Genomic DNA, 20,426 nt, shown 5'->3' on the forward strand with positions numbered 1-20,426 from the left:
GGTGGCTAAATACTAATGAAAAAATTTTTAAAGTATTGTTTGATCGTAGTCTTGCTTGTTGTAGGATTGGCGCTTATCTTTAACCAACAGATCAAAAATGCCTTAGTCAACCATATGACTAATTCAGCTGTCAGCACGACAGTTGTTAAAGCTGATCAAAACTCCAAAAAGGCAAATTTTAACTTTAAAAAGATCAAAGCTGTCGATAATCAAATGGTCGTTAGTGCGGCCACGAGTGCTAAAAATGATGCCATCGGGAAGATCGCTATGCCAAGTGTAGGGTTAAAATTACCGATCTTTGAAGGCTTGAACAATGAAGATCTGGTACGTGGTGCGGGAACGATGAAGCAAGGCGAACAAATGGGGGCAGAAGGCAACTATGCCTTAGCTGGGCACCATATGAAAGATGCCAAATTACTTTTTGGTCCGCTAGCTGATGCCAAGCTGGGAGACAAGATCTATGTGACCGATGAAAAGAAAGTATATGTTTACACGACTACTGTTAAAACAGTTGTTAACAAGAGTGAAGTTCAATATATTTATGATGAACCGGGCAAAAAGATGATAACTTTGGTGACCTGTGCTTCGGGTGATGATGGCGAAGTCGATCGTACGATCATTCAAGGTGAATTAGCTGAAGTTTTGGATGCAACAAAGGAAAATCTTAAGTATTTCAACTAATTGACAGCAACTTACTTTACTGATAGAGTTATACTGATAAAGATCTAAGGAGTAAAAGAATGTCGAAGAAAAAAGTGGCACTTGCTTGCTCAGAATGTGGTTCACGAAACTATTCGATCACCGAAAATGTTAACCGCGCAGAACGCTTAGAAGTTAAAAAGTTTTGCAAGTACTGTGGCAAACATACGATCCATCGTGAAACCAAGTAGTTCATGGAGGCGTAATATAGATGAAATTCATTAAAAGTGTTATCAAAACAATGAAGGATACGACTTGGTTAACAGCTAAGGAGACCAGACGTGATACGACCACAGTAGTAGTCATGTCATTAGCATTTGCAGTCTTCTTTGGTTTAGTTGATTATGCGGCTCAAGCTGTGATCAATTTGTTAGTCTAGTTTTTAAAGGGCTGGTATTACCGGCCTTTTTTTGTTACAATTAAGTAAGGACAGGGCCTTCGAACGCATTCGGGGGTTTTTATTTTGCAGTTAAATGATAAGCATAATTAAGGAGAAAAACATGGCAGAATCATTTGAAAAGAAATGGTATGTATTACATACATACGCAGGTTATGAAAATAAAGTCAAAACTAACTTGGAATCACGGGCACAATCAATGGGGATGGAAGACTATATTTTCCGCGTAGTCGTTCCAGAAGAAGAAAAAGTTGAAACAACTAAGACCGGTAAGGAAAAAGTTGAAACTTTGAAAACTTTCCCAGGTTATGTGCTAGTTGAAATGGTGATGACTGACCAATCATGGTACGTTGTACGTAACACACCAGGCGTAACAGGCTTTGTTGGGTCACACGGTGCTGGTAGTAAGCCAGCTCCATTGCTTGATGAAGAGATCGATCACATCTTGAACCAACTTCAAGGTAGTGAACATCAAGCTGATTTTGATGCTGAAGTAGGTGATGCAGTGACGATCATCGAAGGTGCGTTTGCAAGCATGGTCGGTAAGATCACTGAGATCGATGCTGAAAAGTCAAAAGTCAAAGTTATGATCGATATGTTTGGCCGTGAAACAATGGCCGAATTGGACTTTGACCAAGTTGAGCGTTTAGTTTAGGATCTAGGACTACAGTTATAATTACTGTAGTCTTTTTTCAAAATGGGGTGAATGCGAGATGCTTAAAGATGCTAATAAATTGGTCCAGACAACAGTTATAGCGGCGGGCGGTCTAGCTTTGGGAGCGGCGCTTGAGTGGTATAAATTAGCTGAACCGAGTAAAAATCGAGAAGTGACGCTTCAAAATCAGATCCCGACATTATTTATTCACGGCTATGCTGGGACCCGCTTGTCCTCAGGCTTGATGATCAAACGGTTCGAACACTATGGGTGGGGGCAAAAAAGTACAGTGATCGTGGTAAAAGCCGATGGCCGTTTAAAGATCGAGGGCGACCCTAGTATCCCTGGTGGTTTTATCCAAGTATTATTTGATAAAAATCGGATGTCGATCATTCATCAGACTGACTGGTTATGGCGTTTGATGAGTTATTTGAAAAATAACTATGGCATCGAAAAGATAAATATCATTGCTCATTCGATGGGAGGCGTGACCGTTTTGAACTTTTTGAGCAAGTTTGGGATCTCGGATCGTGTTCCACATGTGGAAAAAGTCGTGACTTTAGGTGTGCCTTTCAACGATACTGAAGTCGGCAAGGATGGTAAGGAGATCGAATATCGCCCGTTGACTCAGTACGGGCCGCTTACGATGGCACCGCTATTTAGTAAGATCAAAAAGCATCGTTATATCATTTCACCCGATACGAAATTTTTGAATATCGCGGGTGATCTGGAAAATGGGACGGCTTCAGATGGTTCGGTCTCTTTAGATTCAGTCTTGAGTTTGCGCTATTTGTTACCACGCCAAGTCTACCATGAAGTGATCGTGAAGGATAAAAAGGCATCGCATTCACGTCTCCATGAAAATCGTCAAGTCGATAAGATGATCGGCCAATTTTTATTTGGTAAGCAAGCTTTACAGGCATTTGCGGATAAGTAGATCTCAGTTCAGAAAAAATTTCGGGCAAAATATTGTTTTTTGAAAAAAAGCGTGTTATATTTTATAGGTATGCTTTTAGCATATTGAAGTGGGAGGTCAAATATGCTGACCATCCGTACCACACACGGAATAAGGAGGAATGACCCGTGGCAAAAAACGTAATCAACGTTGTTAAATTACAAATTCCTGCTGGTAAAGCAACTCCAGCTCCACCAGTAGGTCCTGCTTTAGGTCAAGCAGGTATCAACATCATGGGATTCACAAAAGAATTTAACGCTCGTACAGCTGACCAAGCTGGTATGATCATCCCAGTTGTTATCAGTGTTTATGAAGATCGTTCATTTGACTTCATTACAAAGACACCGCCTGCTGCAGTTTTACTTAAGAAAGCTGCTGGTGTAGAAAAAGGCTCCGGCGAACCTAACACAAACAAAGTTGCTACAGTTACAAAAGCACAAGTTAAGGAAATCGCTGAATCAAAAATGCAAGATCTAAACGCTGCAGACGTAGAAGCTGCTATGCGCATGATTGAAGGTACTGCACGAAGCATGGGCTTTGTTGTAGAAGACTAATTTTCTACGGCCATGCTTCTCAGACGGACACTTCTGTGAAAGCAGATCTGTCAAGTGGGAGGTATATCCGATAGACCACATTTTGCAAGGAGGAACTCACTAATGGCTAAAAAGAAAAGCAAGAAATATTTAGAAGCTGCTAAAAAAGTCGAAGCAGACAAAGCTTACACAGCTAACGAAGCAGTTGCTTTGGTTAAAGAAATCGACTTTGCAAACTTCGACGCAACAGTTGAAGTTGCATTTAACTTAAACTTAGATACAAAACAAGCAGACCAACAATTACGTGGTGCTTTAGTTTTACCAAACGGTACAGGTAAAGAACAAACAGTTGTTGTCTTTGCTAAAGGTCCTAAAGCTCAAGAAGCTAAGGATGCAGGTGCAGACGTTGTCGGTGACGATGACTTAGTTGCACGTATCCAAGATGGCTGGTTGGACTTTGACGTTGCGATTGCAACACCAGACATGATGGCACAAGTTGGTCGTTTAGGTCGTGTACTTGGACCTAAAGGCTTAATGCCAAACCCTAAGACTGGTACAGTTACAATGGACGTTGCTAAAGCTGTTTCTGACGCTAAGAGCGGTCAAGTAACATACCGTACAGACCGTGACGGTAACGTACACGTGCCAGTTGGTAAAGTATCATTTGACGAAGCTGCTTTAGTTGGCAACTTCCAAGCAATCTACGATACAATTGCTAAATTACGTCCAGCTGCTGTTAAAGGAACATACATCAAGCATGTTTCCTTGGCATCAACATTTGGACCAAGTGTTACACTTGACACAAACTCATTATAAGAATAAGTTTGTCGCTTAAAAGCCGTGGTCGATTGACTGTGGCTTTTTTTGTTGCAAGCTAGGTGTCAAAAGGTATATAGTTTAGCATAAGATGAGCTTGATATGTGATCAAGGTCAATGAGGAGTGGTTAACTGTTACCAAAAACATAGAATAGTGTAGAAAAATTTGTTATAACAAACCATGGAAAGAAGTAAAAATGTGGGTGGTTATTATGACAATGTTAAAACCGAAAGAAATGGCTGAACGTTTAGGTGTTACAGTCAGAACTTTGCAAATTTAGGATAGTAAAGGTGTGTTAAAAGCATATCGGACTCCCACCAATCGAAGATATTATACTGAAGAACAATATTTAAACTATATTGGTAAATCAGAGTCCAACAAGCGCAAAGTAGTTGCCTATGCTAGAGTATCAACAAATAGTCAAAGAGATGATTTAAAAAATCAAATTGACTTTATTAGGCAATACGTTAACGCTAGAGGCGTTGTTTTAGATGAAACAATTACTGATGTTGGCAGTGGGCTTAACTACAATCGAAAAGAGTGGAATAAATTGCTAGAAGAAGTAATGAATAATCAGATTGATACGATTTACATTACTTATAAAGATAGATTTATTCGTTTTGGTTATGAGTGGTTTGAACGATTATGTAAAATACATAATACTAAGATTGTGGTATTGAATAATGTTGAAACTAGTCCAACGCAAGAAATGATTGATGATATGGTGAGTATTGTACACGTATTTTCCTGTCGTTTATATGGTTTACGTAAATATAAGCATAAACTAGAAAACGACAGATCTTTGAAGGGTGGTGAAAATAATGGTGTTAAGAACCCAAAAAGTTAGACTTTATCCAAATAAAACCATGCAGAAAGGCTTAGATGACTTGTGTGATTATCGCAGATATTGCTGGAATGCTGGTTTGGCTTTATGGAATGATATGTATGAAGAAGCACTGATCTTAGATGATAAGCGCCTCAGACCAAATGAATACAAGGTTCGCAACGAGTTAGTGTCTAATAAAGCTGATTGGCAATATCGTTTTTCAGCCCGTTGCTTACAACTAGCAATTAGCGACTTAAATAAAGCGTGGAAGAACTTTTTTGATAAGGCACAAGTTGATTGGGGTAAACCACGTTTTAAATCAAAGAAAGCCACTAGACAGGGTTTTAAAACTGACCGTGCCAAGATTATTAAGGGTAAGTTGCGCTTGGATAAACCACATAGAATTAAGAATTGGTATGACATTCGCATGAGTGGCGCTAAGTTGTTAACTGGTGAATTAAAAGTTGTTTCAATTTACCGTGAAAATGGTAAATATTGGGCAAGTTTACCTTTTGAAGTCAATATTGAAACAAAGCCTAAAACTGACCATGTAACAGCTATTGATGTCAATGTCGGGCATATCAACTATACGGAAGGCAAAATTAATACATTGCCAGATAATCCAAAACGATTGTATAAGCGTATCAAACATTATCAACGTATGTTGGCTAGAAAGAGTGTTGTGAATGGGAAACGAGCTACTAAAAGTAATAATTATGTTAAGACGAGAGCCAAGTTGCAACGTGATTATCGCAAAGTAGCTAATATCCAACATGATATTATGCAGAAGTTTACAACTCAATTAGTTGAAGAATACGACAAGATCGTAATTGAAGACTTGGCGGTTAAAGAAATGCAGATGACTCATGTTGCTTCCAAAGGGCTACAACGTTCAATGTTTGGTTATTTCAGACAGATATTGAGCTATAAGTGCGATTGGTATGGTAAAGATTTGCTTATCGCTGATAAATACTATCCAAGCACACAACGCTGTTCTAACTGCGGTTATGTTAAAACTGGTGAAGAAAAAGTTGGGCTTAATGGCAACTTAAAATATGGAACTAAGCACAACGAATATATCTGTTATGAATGCGGAAATATTATGGATAGAGATGAAAACGCAGTGTTGAATTTATTAGCACTGATATAAAAAATACAGGGGTGGGCTACACCCTTAAACTGTAAGAGTTAGTCACTGTCATTACCCTCTCGTTAGGATATGGGAATACTAATGTTGACGGCAGTAAATAAAATTAGGAAAGGAAAAACTATATAATTCTTTCTAACAATGTAGAAGAATGTACTTAAACTTCTATATTGTTCTACATTTTATATAGCAGATGAATATTGCGCATCCTTTTCGTGAAGGAAATGGGCGGAGTATGCGTTTGTGGCTCGATAATCTGCTAAGAGCTAAATTAGGTAAGATCGTAGCCTGGAATAATATCGATAAAAACGAATACCTGAATGCAATGAAGCGCAGTCCTGTTTCGACCGGTGAACTCAAATATCTTTTGCAAAATAATTTGACGGATGATCTGAGTAAGGAAAGTTTTTTCAAGGGGATCGATGTTTCATATTACTATGAAGGTTTTAATACCTATAAAACTGAAGATTTGAAGTAAAACTCATGCTGTAGGATATTTGTACTCAGATTTTAAAATTTATTTTGCAAATATACTTGACGCACGATCTATTGCATGGTAATATACTAAAGGTCAATATATGATTCTACCTAAGACTCAGGTGGCGCAAGCCTTAATATCCTGCCGAGGAGTAATGTTACGGTTATTCTCTCTGTGTCTTGGTGGACATGGAGCTTTTTTATTTTAAAAGAGTTTCGACACAATGACTAGGAGGTGAATCAATTGAGTAAAGAAATTATCGCTAAAAAAGCTGCGATCGTTGAAGAAGTTGTTGAAAAATTTGAAAAGGCAAGTTCTGTTGTCGTAGTTGACTACCGTGGTTTAACGGTTGAAGAAGTTACTAACTTGCGTAAAGAATTACGTGAAGCAGGCGTTGAAATGCGTGTTATCAAGAACACATACTTGAAGCGTGCTGCTGATAAGGCAGGTTACGAAGGTCTTGATGATACATTCTCAGGCCCTACTGCCGTTGCTTTTGCTGATGAAGATGTTACAGCTCCTGCTCGTATCTTATCTAAATTCGCAGAAGATCATGAAGCTTTGGAAATCAAGGGTGGTATGATCGAAGGCAAGGTCGTTTCCTTGGAAGAGATCCACGCTCTTGCAAAATTACCAAACCGCGAAGGTATGCTTTCTATGTTGCTTTCTGTATTGCAAGCACCAGTTCGCAACTTCGCATACGCTGTCAAGGCAGTTGCCGACAGCAAAGAAGAAGATGCAGCTTAATGCGCGCATCCTGATCGCTTAATTAAAATATATAATTATTATCTACAAAATGGAGGATTTTAAAATGGCCTTAGATACAGAAAAGATCATTGCTGACTTAAAAGAAGCTAGCATTCTTGAATTAAACGACTTAGTAAAAGCTATCGAAGAAGAATTCGGTGTTTCCGCTGCTGCTCCAGTTGCAGCTGCAGGTGCTGCTGCAGGCGCTGCAGAAGAAAAGAGCGAATTTGATGTTGAATTAACAGATCCAGGTGCTGGTAAAGTTAAAGTTATCAAAGCAGTTAAGGATATCACAGGTCTTGGCTTGAAAGATGCTAAGGGCTTAGTTGATGGCGCTCCTTCCGTTATCAAAGAAGGCGTTGCTAAAGAAGAAGCTGAAGAAATCCAAGCTAAACTTGAAGAAGTTGGCGCTAAAGTTACTCTTAAATAAGAGTTTCTCAACTGATTTACTTTCAGTTTGCTAAAAGACGTATCTCTCATTTGGGGGATGCGTCTTTTTTAGATTTAAATATCTGTTGTGCGCGATTTTGATTGACAGTTCTTGATGTGTGGTCTAAAATATACAAAAAATATTTTAGGATATGCAAAGTACAGATTTTAGAGACTAGGCAAATAAGTTAAGTATTTGCTAGGAAAAAGCTACAATAAAATTATAAGTGAAGAAAAGAGGTCAAAATATGGGTACTTTAGTTAACGGTAAATGGACGCAAAAAAGTTTAGCTCAACTGCGAGCTGAGGGCAAAGATATCCAAGTCGATCCCGGTTTTCGTAATTGGATCACCCCAGATGGTGCAGCGGGGCCAACAGGTAAAGGTGGTTTTAAGGCTGAGAAAGGTCGGTACCATCTGTACGTTTCTTACGGTTGTCCGTGGGCAAGTCGTGCTTTATTGATGCGTGATCTCAAGGGCTTACAGGACTATATCGGCCTCTCAGTCGTTGATCCGGTATTGGGAGCTGATGGGTGGCAATTTAGCGATTTTCCAGGCACGATCGCTGATCCGATCTTTGGGGCCAAATCATTGCCAGAAGTTTACACCAAAGCAAAAGCTGATTACACTGGGATCGCTAGCGTACCGGTCTTGTTTGATAAACAGACGGGACAGATCGTTAATAATGAATCAGCGGACATCATGCGCATGTTAGAGTCGGCATTTGATGAATTGACGGGAGATTACACCGATTACTACCCTGAGGCTTTACGCACCCAGATCGATGAACTAAATGTTTATTGCGATTCGTTTTATGCTAAAGTCAATGCGACGAAAGATGCTAAAACACAGTCTGAATATGAGCAAGCAGTCGCGCAAGTGTTTACGATGTTAGATGATTTAGAACAGCGTTTAGAAGGTCAAGCATATTTGCTTGGCGATGCTCCAGTTGAGAGCGACTGGAAGATATTTGTTTTCTTAGTGCGCTTTGATGTCGTCTTTTATGGCTTATACAAATGTAACCTCAAACTTTTGAGCGACTATCCTAATCTTTGGCGTTATGTTCGTCAATTGTACAATACGCTAGGAGTAGCAGATGCAGTCAACTTTGAGCATATCAAAGTCCATCATTATCGCGGACAATTAGACTTAAATCCATCGGGGATCGTGCCGGTAGGACCAAAAGAAGATTGGAGTTTATAACTTCCCTAGGTCACCTGTTGTGGGTGGCCTTTTTTTAGTGGGGCATATGGTATAATTAAGAAAGTATAAATTACGAGGGGGTTTTACAAAAATGAAGCAAGCGTTTCAGCAGATGAAAAGCTTCGTTGAAAAAAGAGCAACTATTCTGAAATTAATTTTTGTCCTTTCAGTATTGATTTTTGTAACTTTTGAAATCGGAAAGATCTTTCGCGAGGTCGATTGGTATCAAGTTGAACAGGGACTCGCTGATCAATCATTATTTAGTATTATTTTAATGATTGGTGTCGGTGTTATTGCGGTCAGTCCCATGCTATTGTATGATTTTTCGATCGTTAAATTTTTACCAGATAAATACAGCCTGTGGTACATCTTACGCAGTGGGTGGATCACTAATACGGCGACTAATATTGCCGGTTTTGGTGGCTTTTTAGGAGCAGCTTTGCGGGCTGATTTTTATCATAAAAATGCTAGTAAAAAGCAGGTCGTCTATGCGTTATCTAAGATCGCACTGTTTTTATTAGCAGGTCTATCGCTCTATTGTTGGGTCTCACTAGGATTGATCTTTGGCTTTGATCTTGGTCCACATTTAAAGGGCTATTGGCCGTGGCTGATCGGTGGCGGACTGTATTTTCCGATCCTGTTTCTAACGACTAAATTCAAGCAGGGAGATTTTTTTAAGGATCTGACTTTAAAGCGAGAACTGGTCTTGATCTTAGCTTCATTGTTAGAATGGGGTTTTGCAGCGTTATTTTTCATCTTCATCGGTGAACAACTCGGGATACATACGAATTACGCTGCCGTTTTAGCGTTGTATTTTACAGGTTCGGTATTAGGGATCGTCTCCATGGTGCCAGGGGGCTTGGGCTCATTTGATGTCTTCATGATGTTTGGGTTATTGCCGTTTGGTGTCACCACAGAGCAAGCCGTGATCTGGTTATTGTTTTTCCGTTTGTTCTATTACATCATTCCTTTTGGGATCGGGTTGAGCTTTTTTATCCACTATGCGGGCAGTCAAGTCAATCAGAAGTTAAACGGGATCCCAAAGTTGATCTTGCAAAAGACGGCCCATATATTATTGACCGCTTTTCTATATGTCTCCGGGATCTTATTGTTATTAGAAGCAGCTATTCCTAATTGGGCGTATTCAAACTCATTTTTAGCAAAACTATATCCGTACACCTTTTTATTTATCAACCAGTTGACCGATATTGTCTTTGCATTTGCCTTGATCGGGATGGCACGTGGAATCGAAGCTAAGGTCAAAAAAGCCTATTGGCCGACATTGATCGTTTTAGGGATCGGGATCGTCAATACTTTATGGCGCGTCTACACGCCAACTTTAGCGATCTTTTTAGGTGTGATCTTAGTGATGGTCGTCTTGTCACGTAAAGAGCTCTATCGCAAGCAACTACGCTATTCGATCATTAAAAAGATCGTAGATGGCTCGATTTTTGCGGGGATCTTCTTCTTGTATGCGATCGTTGGGTTTATCAACTCACCAAGCTATGTGCATCATCATCGCGTGCCAACGATCTTTTTATTCCCGGCACAAAGTATCTGGCTTTCCGGGTTTATCGGCTTATTGATCGCGGCTTGTGTCTTATTATTGATCAGTAACTATTTGTGCAGTGGTAAAGACATTTTTGCAAATACTGGTTTTGATAAAGAACGTGTGCGGGCGGTGATCGAAAAATTTGGTGGTAATGAAGTGAGCCATCTAGCCTTTTTACAGGATAAAGAGTTGTATTTTTACACCGAAGATGGCGAAGATAAACTCTTTTTCATGTACCGGATCAAGACTGATAAATTGATCATCATGGGTGAACCGGTGGGCGATCATGCTTATCTCCAAGAAGCTGTCCAAGCGTTCATGCAAGAAGCGGATAATTATGACTATCAATTGGTCTTTTATGAGATCAACGAGAGCTTCACGATGTTACTGCATGAGTATGGGTTTGATTTTATCAAGACAGGTGAAGAAGGCTTGGTCAAGCTAAGTGAGTTTACGCTTCAAGGTAAAAAGCGGCGGGCGCAACGTGCTTTGATGAATAAATTTGAACGTGAAGGCTATGAATTTACTTTTGCCAAACCACCATTTGATGATAACTTGATGGCTGAACTTCAAGCGGTCTCGGATAGCTGGTTAGGTAAACAAGTTGAAAAGGGCTTTTCACTAGGTTTCTTTGATGAAGCCTACTTAAATGAAGCACCGGTCTGTTTGATCCGTGATGCTTCGGGCAAACTAGTCGCATTTGCTTCGATGATGCCGATGGACGAAAAGACATTATCGATCGATCTGATGCGTCACAGTCAAGATGCACCATCCGGGATCATGGACAAGATCTTTATCAGTTTATTCGAGTATGGTAAAGAGCAGGGCTATGAGTACTTTGATATGGGGATGGCGCCGTTATCAAATGTCGGTGAATCACGCTTTAGCTTTATCGGTGAACGAGTTGCGCGCTTTATCTTTGAATATGGTGATCGCTTCTATGCTTTCCAAGGGTTACGTTCCTATAAGAACAAATATGTCACCAAGTGGAGCGCTAAATATACGGCTTATCGAAAGCGGACTTCATTAGTCGATGCGATGATCTTAGTGACATTGACTGTCAACCAAAAGCATATCAAAAAGGGCACCAGACGCAATTTGCTCTTACCAAGATTTTTACAATAAACATTAAGCATCCAGGCATGTGTCTGGGTGTTTTCTGCTTTCTTTGGCAGTAGTTGTTCAGATATACTTAAAGTGGGAATAAACATAGAAGGGATCGGGGAAAATGAAGGATCTACTGTATTTTATTTGGGTAAATGCAATATTTTTTTGGTTACCGCTAATTATCTTAGGTGCAAGTGTAGTTGGCATAATTGCTTTGATCAGCCGCCAATTGCCAAGATCGTACTCGTAATACTTGCGCTCCTTATTCTATGGTACGTGGAATTTTACTTGTAGAATAGAAAGGGTTGAGAAAGATGGACGGTTTTTTACAGCTTATGTTGCTCAAAGTGATATTTTTCTTACCACTCTTAACTATTTTAGTAGCAAGTTTAGTGATTATGCTCATTGTGATCAAAACTAAAAAAATGTCGTCCTTGGCTAAGGTCGGGCTTGTTGTGATCTTTGGCCTTATCAGTTTGCTTATGGTGTATGGAATGATATTTGTGGTTATATTTGGATATAATTCTTAAAATTTGGCTCCAGTTGTTAGCTGGAGTCTATTTTTATTGAATGGATTTGGGGAATTTAAGTTCTGTGCTATAATCTGTAACAAATCAAAGGGGAGGAGTGCTTTGTTACAACTACATAAAAATATCAAAATATTTTATTTAGCAACTATTCTGACCACATTAGCGGCATCTTTACCACATGCAGTTTTGACCGTGCTCTTGTTTGCTAAAGGCTTATCATTGACGCAGATCATGCTGGTCCAAGCGACTTATAGTCTGGTCATTTTAGTCAGTGAATATCCCAGTGGCTTATTAGCTGATCTGTATTCTAAAAAAATTCTCTTTTTATGGGCAAAAGTCTTTTTGATCGGGATGTTTTTGCTAGTTTGGTTAGGTGAAAGCTTTCAGACGATGCTACTTGCTTGGGCGTGCTATGGCTTGGCAATGGCACTTGAAAGTGGGACGCTGGATGCACAACTGATAAATGAACTCAAGCACCAAGATCAAAGCCACCTAGTCGCTAAATTTATCAGTAATACTAATCGTTTGGATCTTATCGGGTTACTGCTGGGCGGGACAATTGGTTCATGGTTGTATTACTCGTTGGGGATAAAGTTTTATTTGGTGAGTGTGAGCTTGACGTTAGTAGCGTTTTTGGCGGTCAGGTATGGTTATCTTGAGGCAAATACTGATATTTCACAGCAAAATTTGAAACAGAGCTTGGTCGCACAAATGGTAACGGGATTTAGCGAACTCAAGCATTCACGGCAGTTACGGCTGATGATCGCCTTGACGATTGCAGGACAATTTTTCTTTCAGGCTCACCACCAACTCTGGCAAGCGTTATTTTTGAAGCAGGGATTTGATAAGGAGCAATTTTATATTTACTATGTTATCTTCCAACTGATAAGTCTTGGTGCCTATAGCTTGCCGGTAAAACTGGACACATCTACGATCAAACGTTGGTATTTGGCATCCATGTTAGGATTAGTGGGTGCGAGTGTGTTTTTAGCATTTACAGTCAAAATGAGTTTTTTACTCAGTTATTTAGTTTTAGTCTTTATCTTCACCCTTTTTGAATATTTCAGCAACGTGCTATTTTCCAAAACAGTTTCACCGACGCATATTTCATCTTTGACTTCATTGCGTTCGAGCTGTGGGCGTCTGGCTTCATTAGCCTCATTGTTGCTGTCGAGTTTACTTTTGACATATCTTTCAGTCAAAAGTGTAGTTTTATTGAATTTTGGTTTGGCGATAATTGCCAGTTTAGGCGTGATCTTTTTAGCGCTCAAGAACAATACAGTTCACAGTAAATAACAAGGGTCCCATTATGATGCGTATCTTTACATCATAATGGGACCCTTGTTATTATATGTTTTTAAAATTCATAATCACTGTCTTGCATAGCTTCCACGTTACCAAGTAAGTAACCATTACCAACTTGGGAGAAGAAGTCATGATTGGAAGTCGAAGTGGAGATCCCGTTCATAACGACAGGGTTAACATCTTCGGCTGTATCTGGGAAGAGCGGATCCATCCCTAGATTCATCAAAGCTTTGTTGGCATTATAGCGCAAGAAAGTCAAAACATCATCGACCCAGCCAACTTGATCATAGAGGAGATGGGTGTATTTTTCTTCATTTTCGTAGAGATCATACAAAAGTTCATACATCCAACCTTTGAATTCTTCTTGTTCAGTTTCACTCAACTCGTTAAAGCCCAATTGGAACTTGTAACCAATATAAGTTCCGTGAACAGATTCGTCACGTAAGATCAACTTGATGATCTCCGCCACGTTAGCGAGTTTATTATGCCCCAACCAATAGAGTGGCGTGTAAAAACCAGAGTAAAAGAGGAATGTTTCCAAGAATACGGAAGCGACTTTCTTTTGCAAAGGTGTTCCATTTTGGTAGATATCATTGATCTTTTGCGCCTTGTATTGCAAGATCTCATTTGAATCGGTCCAAGCAAAGATCTCTTCGATCTCTTTAGGTGTATTCAAAGTTGAAAAGATCGAGGAGTAACTCTTAGCGTGTACTGATTCCATAAACTCGATATTGTTGAAGACGGCTTCTTCTTGTTGTGTCCGGATATCTTTTTTAAGCACTGCGACCCCATCTTGAGATTGCAAAGTATCCAATAATGTTAAGCCCCCAAAGACTTTAGCAACGACATCTTTATCAGCCTCGGAAAATTCCCGCCAGTCCGCTAAGTCGTTTGAAAGGGGGATCCGAGTATCCAACCAAAATTGTTCGGTCAATTTTTCCCAAGTTGCTTTATCGATCTGGTCTTCTAAATTGTTCCAGTTGATTGCTTTATAGTTTTCCATTTTCCAAATACCTCGCTAAATTACACAGCTTTCGCATTCGTTGACCCCGACTTCATCTTGTGTATCGGTAAACGTGCGGACATAGTAGATCGATTTGATCTGTTTATGATGAGCATAGTTACGTAGGATCGAGAGGTCACGGGTCGTCATCTTATCAGTCCGACCATTCTTCCATTCATAAAGCCCGGCTGGGATCGAGGAACGCATAAAGAGCGTCAAACTCATCCCTTGATCAACATGTTGTTGTGCGGCTGCATAAGTATCGATCACTTTACGCATGTCTAGATCGTAAGCCGAAGTGTAGTATGGTAAAGTTTCGTTTGAAAGATATGGTGCGGGATAATAAATTTTACCGATCTTTCTTTCTTGGCGTTCTTCGATCTTGTTGATGATCGGTTGCAGTGAGGCAGTCGTATCATTGATATATGAGATCGAGCCATTTGGTGCGACGGCTAAGCGATTTTGATGGTAAAGGCCATCTTGTTTGACTGCTTGACTCAATTTTTCCCAATCGGCTTTAGTTGGAATGAAGATATCTTTGAATAGCGCTTTGACTTTTTCAGAATGTGGTGTAAAGTCTTCAGTCAAATACTTGGTGAAGTATTTACCATTGGCATAATCACTCTCTTCAAAACCAACAAAGCTAGTTTGGCGTTCTTTAGCGATCTTGTTGGAAGCAACTAAGGTCCAGTAGTTGAGCAACATGAAGTATAAGCTGGTAAATTCCAAAGCTTCTGGTGAACCATAGTGCATTTGGTTTTTAGCTAAAAAGGCATGTAAGCCCATAGCACCAAGTCCGATCGTGTGCGCTTGGCGGTTGCCGTGTTGCACGGATGGCACGACATCGATATCTGAATGATCGGTCACAAAGGTCAAGGCCCGTGTCATGGCTTCGACAGACCGACCAAAATCAGGGGAGTCCATCAAGTTAGCAATATTGGTCGAGCCTAAGTTACAGCTGATATCAGTTCCTAAAACATCATAGCCTTGTTGATTGTTGACTAAAGATGGTGTTTGAACTTGCAAGATCTCCGAGCAGAGGTTGCTGGTGATGATCTTACCTTTGATCGGGTTGGCCTTATTAGCTGTATCGACATTGACAACATAAGGATAGCCAGATTCTTGTTGTAATTTTGAGATCTCTTCTTCGAGCAAGCGAGCAGAGATCTTCTTTTTAGCGATATCAGGATCGTTGACCAGATTATCGTATTCGGCTGTAATATCGACGTAAGAGAACGGTGTACCGTATTTTCTTTCGACATCATATGGGTCAAAGAGATACATATCGGCGTTTTGCTTGGCTAATTCGTAGAACTTATCCGGCACGAGCACACCTAAAGAGAGTGTCTTGACCCGGATCTTTTCATCGGCATTTTCTTTTTTGGAAGCTAAAAAGTCGATGATGTCGGGATGGAAAACATTCAGATAAACGACCCCAGCCCCTTGACGTTGGCCTAACTGATTGGAGTAAGAAAAACTATCTTCGAGTAATTTCATGACAGGTACGACCCCAGAAGCTGCACCCTTGATCCCTTTGATCGGTGCGCCGGCTGAACGCAGGTTACTCAAGGTGATCCCAACGCCACCACCGATCCGTGAGAGTTGAAGGGCGGAGTTGATCACGCGGCCGATCGAATTCATATCATCAGTAACTTGTAAAACAAAACAAGAAACTAATTCACCGCGGCGAGCCCGCCCAGCATTCAAAAAGCTTGGTGTTGCTGGTTGATAGCGTTGGTGAACGATCTCATCAGCTAGTTGCAGCGCTAATTGTTCATCGCCATCAGCAAAGTACAAAGCATTGATCGCTGCACGATCGATGAAACTTTCCAAGTAATAACTACCATCATCGGTTTTTAGCGCATATTGGGTATAAAACTTGTAAGCTGCCATAAAGGTCTTGAAACGAAAATCAGCTGCTTCTAATTGCGCATAGAGCTTTTCGATGAAGGCAAAATCGTATTTTTGGATAAATTGTGTTTCAAGATAATTATTGTCTAGTAAATAGTCAAAGCGTTCTTTAAGTGAAGCAAAGGTCATCGTATTAGGAATGACGTTTTCCTTGAAAAAGGCGCTCAAAGCTGCTTTGTCTTGGTCGAGTTGGATCTGACCGTTTAAAGGAATATTGACTCGGTTGTTTAGGTCGTAGTACGTAACATTGTTGATATCGATATCTTTAAGACTCAAGTTCATTCACCGCTTCCTTGAAATTTTGGACGTCTGTGGGTGTTCCATTGAATTCAAACGAATAGATCACTGGAACATTAAACTTTTTAGACAAGTTTTTAGCTGTAAAAATAAATAACTCTGCAAAATTACGGTTGCCGGTCCCGACGATCCCTTTTAATGATGCAGCGTTATTTGCGTATTCTAAAAATTCAGTCACAGGGTAAGTGATCTCGTCTTCATAGGTCGGTACGATCAAGACGAAAGGTTCATTTACCATAAAAAGTGGGTCCACTGGATCGATCTCAGTGGCATCGACGGTAGGCCCAAGTTTTTTGATGAAGCGTCGGGTCTGCCCGGTGACGCTAAAATAGATTATTTTCATTGAGCTGCCAGCTTCTTTAAGAGATCAGGCCGAAAACCATTGATGATCGGTGCGTGATCTTGTTCTAAAACTGGAACTGTGCGTAAACCTTTTTCTTTTAGGTAGTTGATATATTCTGGATGATCGGAGATATTATGTTCTCCAAATTCAATATTATTCTCCATTAAAAACTTCTTGGTCATCTTGCATTGGATGCAATTATCTTTGGTATATAGATCTAAAGCCATCAGAATAAAACCCCTTCTAATTTGATTGTGATATCAGTATACCACAATTTACACAACATGTAGTATAAATTTTGCTCTGCTAATCGCTAGATATTGTGTCATTGGCTCAACCACGCAAAAAACGGACTCAAAATTTTTTTGAGTCCGTAAAGTTATATTTAACTGATATTAGTACCAGCCGTTAGCAAGCCAAAATGACTTAGCTGCTTGCCAAGAACCGTAACGATTTGCAACATAGTTATCAGCTACACGTTCTTGGTTTTCTGGGGAGTAATCTCCACCAAGGTAAGAGTTAGTCAATTGATATTTACCATAGTAACGGCCGTTTTGAGCGGTATAAGAACCACCTGATTCAACATTAGCGATCCAAGCTTTAGCACTTGCTTCAGCATCGTTTGATGGAGTTTGTGGAGCAGTTGTTTGCACTTGTTGTGTTTGCTGTTGTGCAGGTTGTGCTTCTTGGACTTGAGTTTGAGCTTGTGGAGCTGCTTGTGCTGGTTGAGCTTGTTGTTGAGCAGCTTGTGAAGCAGCTAAAACGTTGCTACCAAATTCTAAGCGTTGACCAACGAAGATCAAGTTTACATCTTGTAATTTGTTAGCTTGTTGGATCGCATCAATCGTTGTGTTGTATTTAAGGGCTAATTCAGATACTGTATCGCCAGCTTTAACGATAATTTCATCGGCATTTGCTGTTTGGCCCAATGCAACTAAACCAGATAACGCGGCAGCTCCCGTAATAACTTTCTTCATTTCCATAAGTAAACTCTCCTTAAAAAAATATTTAATATTTACTTGCTTTTCATTTATCTACACTAGCAGTATACATTTTTTATATAACATACATATTCCGATAAAATTACAATTTGTCACGTTTATGTAACAAACAGATTAATTATTGTCAAATTCCACAAAAATAGAATCTATATGGGAAAATAAAGCATCTTTTTGAATTTTACTTTTTAAGTTATACTTAAAAGTATCGGAGGTGTGCAGAAATGCCTAAAATTTTGTTAATGAATGCCGGAAGTTCATCAGTTAAATGGAAACTATTTGAATTGACCGATGAATCAGTCGTCGCTAAGGGCTTGGTAGAGCGGATGTTAGCTCCAGGTTCAAAGTTTGAGATCAAATATGGAGATCAGACATATCAAGAAATACAAGATAACCTATCTTATGAAAAAGCGGCTGAAATGATCATTGAAAAGATCCAAGAGTTAGAGATCACATCTTTAGCTGACATTAAATGTGTTGGTCACCGTGTCGTAGCTGGAGGAACTAAATTCACGCAAGCTACTAAGATGGATCAAGCAGCGATCAAAGAAGTCTTAGCTTTGAGTGACCATGCTCCATTACATAATCCAATGGAAGCAAAATACATCGAATTGATGCAACAAGTCATGCCCGATACGCCCCAATATGCGGTCTTTGACAGCCAGTTCTTTACACAAATGCCAGAAGAAAATGCGATCTTTAGTTTGCCATATGAATTGACGCAAAAATATGGGATCAGACGTTATGGTGAACACGGGATCAGTCATGAATATTTGGCGCAAAAGACAGCTGATCTTTTAGAAAAACCGTTGGCTGATCTTAAATTGATAACTTTGCACTTGGGGAGTGGCTCATCTGTTTCAGCTGTTAAAGATGGAAAAGCCTTTGCTAGTTCGATGGGATTCACGCCTTTGACCGGACTAACGATGGGGACCCGAGCTGGGGATGTTGATCCTTCAATCGTGCCATTTTTAATGAAGAAACTCGATAAAACAGCCGATGAAGTTCTTGAGCTCTTTAACCAAAAGTCAGGGCTATTAGGATTGTCAGGCTATTCGGATGACATGCGTGATATCAAAGCTAATCAAGTTGATCAACGTTGCAAGTTAGCTTTAGATGTTTACCTAAATAAGATCGTGTCATATGTCGGAAGTTATTTTGCCCAATTAGGTGGGGCCGATGTGTTGGTCTTTGCCGGTGGGATCGGGGAAAACAACCCATGGTTACGCGCTGATGTTTGCCAACGCTTAGCTTGTTTAGGCGTTCAATTAGACCAAGAGCTAAATGAAGCTAACCATGAAGGTGTGATCTCCACGGAAACTTCAAAAGTCAAAGTGATGCTAGTTCCAACTAACGAAGAGCTCGCAATGGTCCAACAGATCAAGGCCCAACTGGACTAATAATATGTTATAATCAACATATACTGTGTCTCTAATAATTAAGCTGAACGGCAATTAGACAAAATCTGGAGGAATTTATGGAAAAAATGCAAGAAAATGCAAATATCAAGTTATTTGCATTGAATTCCAATCAAGCATTAGCACAAAAGATCGCAGATGAACTGGGGATCAAGTTATGTGATGCTTCAGTCAAGCATTTCAGTGATGGTGAGATCCAAATCAACATCAATGAAAGTGTGCGTGGAGACGATGTGTTCATCGTGCAATCAGTCGCTGATCCGGTTAATGAAAACTTTATGGAATTGATGGTCATGATGGATGCGTTACGACGCTCCAGTGCTGGTTCGATCAATGCAGTTATTCCTTATTATGGTTATGCACGTGCTGACCGTAAAGCACGTTCGCGTGAACCGATCACAGCTAAGATGATCGCTAATTTCATCACTTTAGCTGGGGCTGATCGAGTTGTGACCATGGACCTACATGCAGGCCAGTTACAAGGCTTCTTCAACATTCCAGTGGATCATTTGTTAGCGATCTACGAACAAGCCGCTTACTTTAAGCAAAAAGGCATTTGTGAAGACGTCGTTGTCGTAGCGCCTGACCATAATAGTGTTAAGGGTGCAAGAAATCTAGCAGATCTCTTGAAAGCACCGATCGCGATCGTTGATAAACGCGATGATACTCGTTTAGATATCGAGAATTCTTCGATCATTGGTGATGTCAGTGGCCATAACTGCATCGTCTTTGATGATATGATCGATACTGGTGGTAAGATGGCCGATGCAGCGGCAGCTTTGGATAAGGCGGGCGCACGTGAGATCTATGCTTGTGCAACGCATCCGGTCTTTTCAGGAAGTGCCGTCGAAGAGTTAGAAGAATCACCATATAAAGAAGTTGTGGTAACAGATACGATCGCGATCCCAGAAAACAAGCAATTCTCCAAGCTAAAAGTTTTATCGATCGCACCGATCTTTGCGAAAGCAATTTCTTTGATCTATCACAATCGTTCGGTAGATAGTTTGTTCAATAACAACGATAATATTTAATGAAAAGGGGTTCTGTTTTAAACAGAGCCTTTTTTGTTTTGCTTTG

Annotated in this window: 20 protein-coding genes, 2 pseudogenes and 1 other annotated feature; of the genes and pseudogenes, 17 read left to right on the forward strand and 5 right to left on the reverse strand. The window is 40.1% G+C overall.

Annotation, left to right across the window (positions count from 1 at the left end; genetic code table 11):
• The first annotated feature begins 15 nt into the window (after positions 1-15).
• From GSR62_RS01870 to GSR62_RS01940, 15 genes and pseudogenes are all read left to right on the forward strand, one after another.
• Positions 16-681, forward strand: a complete 666-nt coding sequence (locus GSR62_RS01870; RefSeq protein ID WP_005918837.1) for a class A sortase — start codon at positions 16-18, stop codon at positions 679-681.
• A 59-nt stretch (positions 682-740) separates the two neighbouring features.
• Positions 741-890, forward strand: a complete 150-nt coding sequence (gene rpmG, locus GSR62_RS01875; protein WP_005918839.1) for a 50S ribosomal protein L33 — start codon at positions 741-743, stop codon at positions 888-890.
• Between the two features lie 20 nt (positions 891-910).
• Entirely contained in the window at positions 911-1,078 is a 168-nt protein-coding gene (secE, locus tag GSR62_RS01880; RefSeq protein WP_004051387.1) for a preprotein translocase subunit SecE, read from the forward strand.
• Between the two features lie 121 nt (positions 1,079-1,199).
• Positions 1,200-1,751: a transcription termination/antitermination protein NusG gene (gene nusG / locus GSR62_RS01885; protein WP_010688516.1), complete on the forward strand. Its 552-nt coding sequence runs from the start codon at positions 1,200-1,202 to the stop codon at positions 1,749-1,751.
• Positions 1,752-1,809: 58 nt separating this feature from the next.
• A complete protein-coding gene (locus tag GSR62_RS01890; protein WP_066024219.1) occupies positions 1,810-2,688 on the forward strand; it encodes an alpha/beta fold hydrolase in 879 nt (292 codons plus the stop codon).
• 146 nt (positions 2,689-2,834) lie between these two features.
• Positions 2,835-3,260: a 50S ribosomal protein L11 gene (rplK, locus tag GSR62_RS01895; protein WP_004051392.1), complete on the forward strand. Its 426-nt coding sequence runs from the start codon at positions 2,835-2,837 to the stop codon at positions 3,258-3,260.
• A 102-nt stretch (positions 3,261-3,362) separates the two neighbouring features.
• Complete coding sequence (rplA, locus tag GSR62_RS01900; protein ID WP_004051393.1) at positions 3,363-4,055, forward strand: 50S ribosomal protein L1; 693 nt, start codon at positions 3,363-3,365, stop codon at positions 4,053-4,055.
• 212 nt (positions 4,056-4,267) lie between these two features.
• A pseudogene (locus tag GSR62_RS01905) lies at positions 4,268-4,903 on the forward strand (IS607 family transposase).
• Complete coding sequence (locus GSR62_RS01910) at positions 4,878-6,032, forward strand: RNA-guided endonuclease InsQ/TnpB family protein (protein WP_161517655.1); 1,155 nt, start codon at positions 4,878-4,880, stop codon at positions 6,030-6,032. The pseudogene GSR62_RS01905 and the gene GSR62_RS01910 overlap by 26 nt, the downstream one beginning before the upstream one ends.
• A 190-nt stretch (positions 6,033-6,222) precedes the next feature.
• A pseudogene (locus GSR62_RS01915) lies at positions 6,223-6,507 on the forward strand (protein adenylyltransferase Fic); the annotation flags it as partial.
• Between the two features lie 91 nt (positions 6,508-6,598).
• Positions 6,599-6,717: a sequence feature (ribosomal protein L10 leader region), on the forward strand.
• 33 nt (positions 6,718-6,750) lie between these two features.
• A complete protein-coding gene (rplJ, locus tag GSR62_RS01920) occupies positions 6,751-7,254 on the forward strand; it encodes a 50S ribosomal protein L10 (RefSeq protein WP_004051400.1) in 504 nt (167 codons plus the stop codon).
• 64 nt (positions 7,255-7,318) lie between these two features.
• Positions 7,319-7,684, forward strand: coding sequence for a 50S ribosomal protein L7/L12 (rplL, locus tag GSR62_RS01925; protein WP_004051402.1), 366 nt, complete (start codon positions 7,319-7,321; stop codon positions 7,682-7,684).
• Positions 7,685-7,931: 247 nt separating this feature from the next.
• A complete protein-coding gene (locus GSR62_RS01930; protein ID WP_066023500.1) occupies positions 7,932-8,885 on the forward strand; it encodes a glutathione S-transferase family protein in 954 nt (317 codons plus the stop codon).
• A 91-nt stretch (positions 8,886-8,976) separates the two neighbouring features.
• Complete coding sequence (gene mprF / locus GSR62_RS01935; protein WP_066023499.1) at positions 8,977-11,562, forward strand: bifunctional lysylphosphatidylglycerol flippase/synthetase MprF; 2,586 nt, start codon at positions 8,977-8,979, stop codon at positions 11,560-11,562.
• Positions 11,563-12,176: 614 nt separating this feature from the next.
• Positions 12,177-13,370, forward strand: a complete 1,194-nt coding sequence (locus GSR62_RS01940) for an MFS transporter (protein WP_066023498.1) — start codon at positions 12,177-12,179, stop codon at positions 13,368-13,370.
• A 61-nt stretch (positions 13,371-13,431) separates the two neighbouring features.
• On the opposite strand, the gene nrdF is transcribed toward GSR62_RS01940, so the two are convergent.
• From nrdF to apf, 5 genes are all read right to left on the reverse strand, one after another.
• Complete coding sequence (gene nrdF, locus GSR62_RS01945; RefSeq protein WP_010688506.1) at positions 13,432-14,382, reverse strand: class 1b ribonucleoside-diphosphate reductase subunit beta; 951 nt, start codon at positions 14,380-14,382, stop codon at positions 13,432-13,434.
• Positions 14,383-14,397: 15 nt separating this feature from the next.
• Complete coding sequence (nrdE, locus tag GSR62_RS01950) at positions 14,398-16,569, reverse strand: class 1b ribonucleoside-diphosphate reductase subunit alpha (RefSeq protein WP_066023502.1); 2,172 nt, start codon at positions 16,567-16,569, stop codon at positions 14,398-14,400.
• A complete protein-coding gene (gene nrdI, locus GSR62_RS01955) occupies positions 16,559-16,933 on the reverse strand; it encodes a class Ib ribonucleoside-diphosphate reductase assembly flavoprotein NrdI (RefSeq protein ID WP_035448459.1) in 375 nt (124 codons plus the stop codon). Before nrdI ends, nrdE begins: the two co-directional genes overlap by 11 nt.
• Complete coding sequence (gene nrdH / locus GSR62_RS01960; protein WP_004051414.1) at positions 16,930-17,160, reverse strand: glutaredoxin-like protein NrdH; 231 nt, start codon at positions 17,158-17,160, stop codon at positions 16,930-16,932. Before nrdH ends, nrdI begins: the two co-directional genes overlap by 4 nt.
• Before the next feature lie 168 nt (positions 17,161-17,328).
• A complete protein-coding gene (gene apf / locus GSR62_RS01965; RefSeq protein WP_035448457.1) occupies positions 17,329-17,916 on the reverse strand; it encodes an aggregation-promoting factor in 588 nt (195 codons plus the stop codon).
• A 239-nt stretch (positions 17,917-18,155) separates the two neighbouring features.
• Between apf and GSR62_RS01970 the strand changes: the two genes are divergently transcribed.
• Both GSR62_RS01970 and GSR62_RS01975 read left to right on the forward strand, forming a co-directional pair.
• A complete protein-coding gene (locus tag GSR62_RS01970) occupies positions 18,156-19,331 on the forward strand; it encodes an acetate/propionate family kinase (protein WP_066023497.1) in 1,176 nt (391 codons plus the stop codon).
• A gap of 77 nt (positions 19,332-19,408) precedes the next feature.
• Positions 19,409-20,380 (forward strand): ribose-phosphate diphosphokinase, encoded by a 972-nt coding sequence (locus GSR62_RS01975; protein ID WP_035448453.1) that lies wholly within the window; start codon positions 19,409-19,411, stop codon positions 20,378-20,380.
• The last annotated feature ends 46 nt before the right edge of the window (positions 20,381-20,426 follow it).

The organism is Ligilactobacillus animalis, from assembly GCF_009933595.1.
In the GTDB taxonomy this organism is placed as follows: Bacteria; Bacillota; Bacilli; order Lactobacillales; family Lactobacillaceae; genus Ligilactobacillus; species Ligilactobacillus animalis.

Coding starts and splice junctions, on each gene's coding strand:
- rplA (WP_004051393.1), top strand. CDS start 3,363: ATGGCTAAAAAGAAAAGCAAGAAATATTTAGAAGCTGCTAAAAAAGTC.
- mprF (WP_066023499.1), top strand. CDS start 8,977: ATGAAGCAAGCGTTTCAGCAGATGAAAAGCTTCGTTGAAAAAAGAGCA.
- rplL (WP_004051402.1), top strand. CDS start 7,319: ATGGCCTTAGATACAGAAAAGATCATTGCTGACTTAAAAGAAGCTAGC.
- GSR62_RS01890 (WP_066024219.1), top strand. CDS start 1,810: ATGCTTAAAGATGCTAATAAATTGGTCCAGACAACAGTTATAGCGGCG.
- GSR62_RS01970 (WP_066023497.1), top strand. CDS start 18,156: ATGCCTAAAATTTTGTTAATGAATGCCGGAAGTTCATCAGTTAAATGG.
- nrdI (WP_035448459.1), bottom strand. CDS start 16,933: ATGAAAATAATCTATTTTAGCGTCACCGGGCAGACCCGACGCTTCATC.
- nrdF (WP_010688506.1), bottom strand. CDS start 14,382: ATGGAAAACTATAAAGCAATCAACTGGAACAATTTAGAAGACCAGATC.
- secE (WP_004051387.1), top strand. CDS start 911: ATGAAATTCATTAAAAGTGTTATCAAAACAATGAAGGATACGACTTGG.
- rpmG (WP_005918839.1), top strand. CDS start 741: ATGTCGAAGAAAAAAGTGGCACTTGCTTGCTCAGAATGTGGTTCACGA.
- nrdH (WP_004051414.1), bottom strand. CDS start 17,160: ATGGCTTTAGATCTATATACCAAAGATAATTGCATCCAATGCAAGATG.
- GSR62_RS01870 (WP_005918837.1), top strand. CDS start 16: ATGAAAAAATTTTTAAAGTATTGTTTGATCGTAGTCTTGCTTGTTGTA.
- GSR62_RS01910 (WP_161517655.1), top strand. CDS start 4,878: ATGGTGTTAAGAACCCAAAAAGTTAGACTTTATCCAAATAAAACCATG.
- apf (WP_035448457.1), bottom strand. CDS start 17,916: ATGGAAATGAAGAAAGTTATTACGGGAGCTGCCGCGTTATCTGGTTTA.
- nusG (WP_010688516.1), top strand. CDS start 1,200: ATGGCAGAATCATTTGAAAAGAAATGGTATGTATTACATACATACGCA.
- GSR62_RS01975 (WP_035448453.1), top strand. CDS start 19,409: ATGGAAAAAATGCAAGAAAATGCAAATATCAAGTTATTTGCATTGAAT.
- GSR62_RS01930 (WP_066023500.1), top strand. CDS start 7,932: ATGGGTACTTTAGTTAACGGTAAATGGACGCAAAAAAGTTTAGCTCAA.